Source organism: Bartonella sp. AA89HNZF, assembly GCF_042196905.1.
Taxonomy (GTDB): domain Bacteria; phylum Pseudomonadota; class Alphaproteobacteria; order Rhizobiales; family Rhizobiaceae; genus Bartonella.
Genome location: NZ_JBHIRD010000034.1, coordinates 1,226 through 8,315 on the forward strand (window position 1 = coordinate 1,226; position 7,090 = coordinate 8,315).

General features: G+C 36.2%; 1 protein-coding gene and 3 pseudogenes. All 4 read right to left on the bottom strand.

Going from position 1 to position 7,090, the window contains the following annotated elements:
* Positions 1-1,745 (bottom strand): annotated as a pseudogene (locus ACFIN0_RS09095) (hypothetical protein); the annotation flags it as partial.
* Between the two features lie 1,150 nt (positions 1,746-2,895).
* Positions 2,896-3,423 (bottom strand): annotated as a pseudogene (locus tag ACFIN0_RS10260) (YadA-like family protein); the annotation flags it as partial.
* Positions 3,424-3,945: 522 nt separating this feature from the next.
* A pseudogene (locus tag ACFIN0_RS10265) lies at positions 3,946-5,697 on the bottom strand (hypothetical protein); the annotation flags it as partial.
* A 1,034-nt stretch (positions 5,698-6,731) separates the two neighbouring features.
* A partial coding sequence (locus ACFIN0_RS09105) for a YadA-like family protein (RefSeq protein WP_375610959.1) occupies positions 6,732-7,090 on the bottom strand: 359 nt, incomplete at its 5' end.

Here is a 7,090-nt window from a genome sequence, read left to right on the forward strand (position 1 = left end):
TCAGTTGAGGTTGCTGTAATGTCTCCATTTTTAAGAGACGTAATCTTGCTACTTGTATTCTCTTCACCATGTGTCGCCACAAAGGCATTCGCCGTTTTGCTCCAAATTAAAGAATCACTTTTTTCACCAGCAATTTCTTTTGTAATCTCATTCTTAATATTCGTAATGGAATCACCAACACCGGCAAAGGCAGATGCGACACTGTCATAAGTCGAGTCAGAAACACTGCCATCAGATGCAAATTTTTTAACCGTGAATTTAGGTGCTGTCCACGTGCCATTCTCATACTTAGCATTACCACCTAAAGATTTTGCAACACTGCTTCCTAGGGTATGAAGCTGAGAACCATTTATGGCATCAGTTGAGGTTGCTGTAATGTCTCCATTTTTAAGAGACGTAATCTTGCTACTTGTATTCTCTTCACCATGTGTCGCTACAAAGGCATTCGTCGTTTTGCTCCAAATTAAAGAATCACTTTTTTCACCAGCAATTTCTTTTGTAATCTCATTCTTAATATTCGTGATAGAATCACCAACACCGGCAAAGGCAGATGCGACACTGTCATAAGTCGAGTCAGAAACACTGCCATCAGAATTGAACTGCTTAACTTTGAATATAGGAGCAGTCCACGTGCCGTTCTCATACTTAGCATTACCACCTAAAGATTTTGCAACTTTATCACCTAGGGCATATAGCTGGTTACCCGTTACGGCATCACTTGAGGTTCTAGTGATGTCTCCATTTTTAAGAGACGTAATCTTGCTACTTGTATTCTCTTCACCATGTGTCGCTACAAAGGCATTCGCCGTTTGGCTCCAAATTAAAGAATCACTTTTTTCACCAGCAATTTCTTTGCTAATCTCATTTTTAATATTCGCGATAGAATCACCAACACCGGCAAAGGCAGATACGACATTGTCATAAGTCGAGTCAGAAACACTGCCATCAGATGCAAATTTTTTAACCGTGAATTTAGGTGCTGTCCATGCGCCATTTTCATACTCAGCATTACCACCTAAAGATTTTGCAACACTGCTCCCTAGGATATAAAGCTGGGAACCATTTACAGCATCGGTTGAGCCTCCTGAGATCCTACCAGGAGAAACATCCAAAAGAGTCCGAGATTTACCTTCACTATTCTTAATAGTTAACCTCGTTAATGGTGAGCTAGCAGCAACAGTTACCGCCTTGCCTTCATCCGCTCGACTTAGTGACGGGAGTGAACTTCTCATAAAAGGAAGGTTGCCTCTGTCTATATTCTCATGCTGATCATACCCTTGAGATAGATTATTTTGTTTCTTCTCAATGACAGGAGACTCTTTTATTTCAATAACCTGATGATTCAAACTTGTGAAATCATTCTTAGCGCCAGAAAATGCCTCCACTACATTCTCATAACCTTCACTGCCCACAAATGCAGTATCAAAAGCATTTTTAGTTTGAAAGTTAATATTATATTTTAAGTTTTTGAAGTTTTCTTCATCCCCCATACCTGCAGAGCCACTCTCTTTGTATAATTTACTGCCAACGATATAAGCTGGCGGAATACCTTTAAGCACATTTGTAGCACCACTAAAATCGTTTGATACGTCATTTACAATATGAGCAGTAGCAGAAACAGGAAAAAGGGTTGATAAAAAAACAATCACTGAAAGTGCTTTAATAAAAGGTAATTGATAAAACAAGCAAGAATTTTTAAAACCATTCACCACTGGCGCCTTTGATGTGGTACATAATTTTTTCATAATAAATTCTCCAAGTAAGAAAAATATATCAAGAACATTAAAAAGACATATTTCAGCACTAAAGGTAATTTGAGGATTTGTTTTTCGTCTGTTCTTTATAAAGCTTAGGTTTTTCGCAAAGATTGAAAGGAGCAGATTAGAACTCCGATGAGATTACGATTAACGTTGATTAATAGTTTGGTTAGTGAGGTTTTGGTTTATTCTGCCTTTAAGCAATGTTTGTTTGTAGTAATTTCTGAATTTGTGGGTAAGAATAGAGAATGAAAGGGGCATATTTGTACGCTACTGTTAGATGTGTGATTTATAGTTATTTGAAATAAAAGAGTTCGTTTTGTATGCTTAATGGACAGTGAATATTTATGAGGGAAAGGTTTAGGTCATTTAGACCCTGTGATAAGTTCAGGTAAAACTTTTATAGGATTATTGTGGTTTTATCACAAGAACAAGTGATTTGTTTCTTGATTTCTCGAGTTATTTTCCTTGAAAGCTTTTAGAGCAAAATGACGATAATCGTGTGATTCTTTCATAACTTTCCGCACCTCCCTTTGCGAGAATTTTTTTGTTCTGTTTGTTCCAGAATGAGTCTTATAGAATTTTAAACAAAATAGCAAGGAGAAAAATGAATTTAATTATTTTTACAGAATGAGTCTTTCTGATTTATGTAACGTAAAATTCTCTATAATAAAAATTCATAACTTTTACGCGTTATAGACTTATGTAGAGGTTCTGTTTTACAGTCAGTTTGAGGTATCTCCGTTTTGTCCAAAATGAGTCTTAGTTTCATTGCCTTCATTGCCACTGCTGTGTACAGAGAAAATAATTAAAATAGTAAAAAGTGAGATTTTTTTGTTTCTTTAAGCATATCCCCCCAATGGATATTTTTTATTAATGAAATTATAAAACGTACAGTTTTAAAATATTGTGCAATTATGCACTCTATCAATTTATATGATAATATTACTCTGCATTTGTAAAATTTTTATTAAAGCGCTTCATTTTTTACTCAATTCAATCTCACTAAAATTATTCCTATAGAATATATTGTGATGAGACTTTATAAGTATATTACTCTGATAATATAAATTCGCCCTTGTCTGATAAGACAAGGGCGAAACTTCGCTTAAATTGTAGTTTTTCATATTCTCTGGTGTTATTTTAATTTTAGAGTTATTCCACCACCTACACCCCACTGACCACCAGCACTGGTAGCTGATAGATTAGAACGAATCTTGCCATCTTCAGATGTATAACCTGCACCAATCGCAAAGGCAGATTGTCCACGCCAAAAACCGCCACCAAATGAAACACTCACAGATCCTGGATCATCGAAGTAACGTAAATTAGACACTGCCAAACCAATCGCTGCTGCTTGCCTTGCCTCTTTGCGCACATTCGTAATATCATAACTTAGTGCGTCAAACTTCATATCGGTATAGGACTTCGCCTCGTTAACACCTTTACTGACTTGATCAGCCGTATATTTGTTCGCATCATTAAGAACTATCTTCATCTGCTCCTCGGTATGCTTGTATAACTGACCACCATTCACTGCGTCCTTAGAGTCTTCTTTAATTTCTCCATCTTTAACATTAGTAATCAAAACAGGCTCACTGTCATCGACACCTTTTAGAGTGATGCTATTGGTTTTCTTTCCGCTATCATCAGTATCATAGCTAACCGCAACATCCACCTTTTTTTCAATGTTTGTTACCCTGTTTGTAACGCTGTTTACCTTGCTTTCAACTTCTGTTACCCTGTTACTCATCTGTGAAAACTGATTGTCAGTCACCTCATAAGTTGACTTTTCTAACATTTCCCTAGGAGCAACAGTTACCGTGGTTGAATTATCTTCCTCATCCATAGCATTTTCCGCCTCATCTATGACAAAAGGTAAGCTTCTTATAAGACGTGAGCTTTTCGTAAAAGGAAAGCCAGCTGTAATATTCTTCCTATCATCATTCTTCGGTGGATAATACACTTCAACAATGCCAGGGCGACTATTTATATCAATAATACCGAGATTCAAAGTTGTTAAAGCACTATTTACACCAGCTAATGCATCTGCAACATTCGTATAAATATTCTCAGTCTCATTACCATCCATATCAAAGGCTTTAACTGTAAAATTAGGAGCACTCCAGTTTCCATCTTTATACTCAGCACCACCACCAAAATAACGAGCAACGACATTGCTCATAGCATAAAGTTGTGAACCATTTATCGCATCAGTTGATTGTTCTGAGATATCACCAGCAGAAATATTAAAAAGACGCCGAGTTTTACCTTTACTACTCAAAAAACTTACTTGAGTTAATGGTGAGTAAGAAGCAATAGTTATCGGGGTTGAATCTTCCTCCCCATTCATGGCAACAGGTGAGCTTCTCATAAAAGGAAAGCCGGCTGTAATATTCTTCCTATAATCATCCCCCGGTGGAACATCTGTTTCACCAATACCAAGGCCATTATTTATCTCAACAATACCAAGATTCAAAGTTGTTAAAGCTCTATTTACACCAGCAAATGCATCTGCAACGTTCTTATAGCTTTTCTCAGCCTCATTACCAGCCTTATCAAAGGTTTTAACTATAAAAGTAGGATCATTCCACGTTCCAGAGTCATCATATCCAGCACCACCGCCGAAATAACTCGCAAATGCCTGAGCCATAAAATAAAGCTGGCCACCATTTACTGCTTCGGTCGATGTTGCTGTAAATGCACCACCCCTAACCCCAGAGAGAATTCGTGGAGCATTTACACTGTTTGCAATATCTATTCTATTACCAGCTTCATTTCCACCAATCGTAATAAGTCCAGCGCTATTTTGCTTAACAAGGTTATTCCCTGCCGAATTAATGACTATATTTTCAATCTTTTTATCAAGATTCGTGAAAGAACTATTTACGCCTGTAAAGGCATCTGCAACATTATGATAGCTCTTTTCAGCTCCATTACCATCCTTATCAAAGACCTTAACTGTAAAAGTAGGAGCACTCCAATTTCCATCTTTATAGCCAGCACCACCACCCAAATAGCCTGCAACGACATTGCTCATGGAATAAAGTTGAGAACCATTGATTGCATCAGTCGATGTTGCTGTAATAGAACCAGCATTAACACCTGAAAGAGTCCGTACCGCATTATCAATATTTGCAATACTTACCCTCGTTCCATTTACTTTTCCACCAATGGTAATAAGTCCCGTATCATCTTGCTTAACAAGGTTGTTCCCTGCCACATTAACGACTACATTTTCAATCTTTTTATCAAGATTCGTGAAAGAGCTATTTACGCCTGTAAAGGCATCTGCAACATTATGATAGCTCTTTTCAGCTCCATTACCATCCTTATCAAAAACCTTAACTTTAAAAGTAGGAGGCGTCCATTTTACTCTATCAAATCCAGCACCACCACCAAAATAGCTAGAAACAGCAAGGCCTAGAGTAAAAAGTTGGGAGCCATTAACTGCATCAGACGAGAATGGCGAAATCACACCATTATTAACACCAGTAAGAGTCCTCAATTCATGAGAGCTATTTTCAATGCTTATTCTATTGCCACGTGCATTCGCACCAATTGTAATAAGCCCTGAGCTATCTTGCTTAACAAGATTATTGCCCACAACTTCACGTTCCAAACCATATAATGCAGAGCCAACATCTCTGTACACTTTACCGTTAATTATATAAGTTGGTGCAATATCTTTAAGTACATTTGTACCAGCACCAAAATACTGCGATATATTGCCCCACGCATCACAAGCAGAAACAGGAGAAGCACCGGATAAAAAGACAGCTACCGAAACCAATGAAAGCGTTTTAATAAAAGGTAATCGATAAGGTGAGCAAGATTTTTTTAAATTACTCACTGCTAGCGTGCGTGGTGTGGTATATATTTTTTTCATAATAAATCCTCTAAGTAAGAAAAAGATATTAAAAACATTAAAAAGACACATTCCGGTGCTACTAAGCTCCAGAGATTATTTTTTTGTTTTATAAAAGATTAGGGTTGTCATAATGCGGAAGAGGACTATCTAAGATATCAATGATATAGTAGTCGACGGGATCGATAGTCCAATTAATAAGGTTTTTATTTATCCTCCTTTAAGGAGGTGGGGTTTTCTTTAGCAGATCCTTTAAATTTAAAGGTGAAGAAAGGTGAACGAAGTGTAGAAGAAACATGTTTGTGTACTATTATTAGGTGTTGTGTGTTTAAGAGGCAATAAAAGATGTTTATTGCGGAAGTTAGTTAAGTTGTTTGCTGAGTAATTTAGAGCATTTTTTGTAGGGTTATTACGCTTCTGCCGTAAAAATAAGCGAGATACCCCTGAGTTTCATATTTATATCTCTTAAAGCTTTTTGAGATCAGATAATTGTGATTTTGTAATTTTGCCATAACTTACCGCACCCCGCTTTGCGAGAAGATTTCTAGTTTCCTTTAATTAATTTTTCGCACTTTATACAGATTATTAAAAAATAGCAAGGAAAAAATGAGATTTTTTATTTCTTTAAGGATATCCCCAGTGGATATTCTATTATAAACTATAAACTGTATAGTTTTCAAATATTGTGCGGTTACACGTATGCTGTTAATTTATATGAAAACATCACTTTGCATTTGTGATTTTTTTGTTAATTAGTCCCATTAAGATTATTATTACAGAATATATTATTATAAAATTTTACAAGTATACTACTCTATGAATTTCTGTGTAAAATATCACTTCTTATAAAATTTTTCCCCTTGTCTGATGAGACAAGAAGGAAAAACTCTCTTAAAAATAAATATCGATTACTCAAATAATTCCTTTTGGAGATGATAAATGATTTTTTCATATAAAATTTCACAATAAAAAATATATTTTTACTCGAAATACGCCCTTATCTTTTATTGCTATTCATTTATGATAAAAATAACTTTCCTTCTCTTTAAATGGCACATGTAACGCATTTGATAAGAGAAGGAAAGTTTATTTCGAATTTTCTATTATTAATTCAGTGTTACCCTAAATCCAGCACCTACCCCCCAATGTCCCCCAGCACTTGTTGCAGATACGTTAGAGCGAAATCTTCCATTTTCAGACATATAACCAGCTCCAATAGCAAGTGCAGATTGACTGCGCCATACACCCGTACCAAGTGAAAAACTTAATTTTCCCGGTGTATCGTCATAGCTTAAATTAGATACTGCTAGACCAATAGCAGCAGCTTGTCTTGCTTCTTTCCGAACATCCTGAATAGCATAATTCAATGTCTCAAACTTCATATCCGCATAGGATTTCGACTCGTTAACACCATCATTGACAAGACCACTAATTTTCTCATCCGTATACTTATTGGCATCTTCAA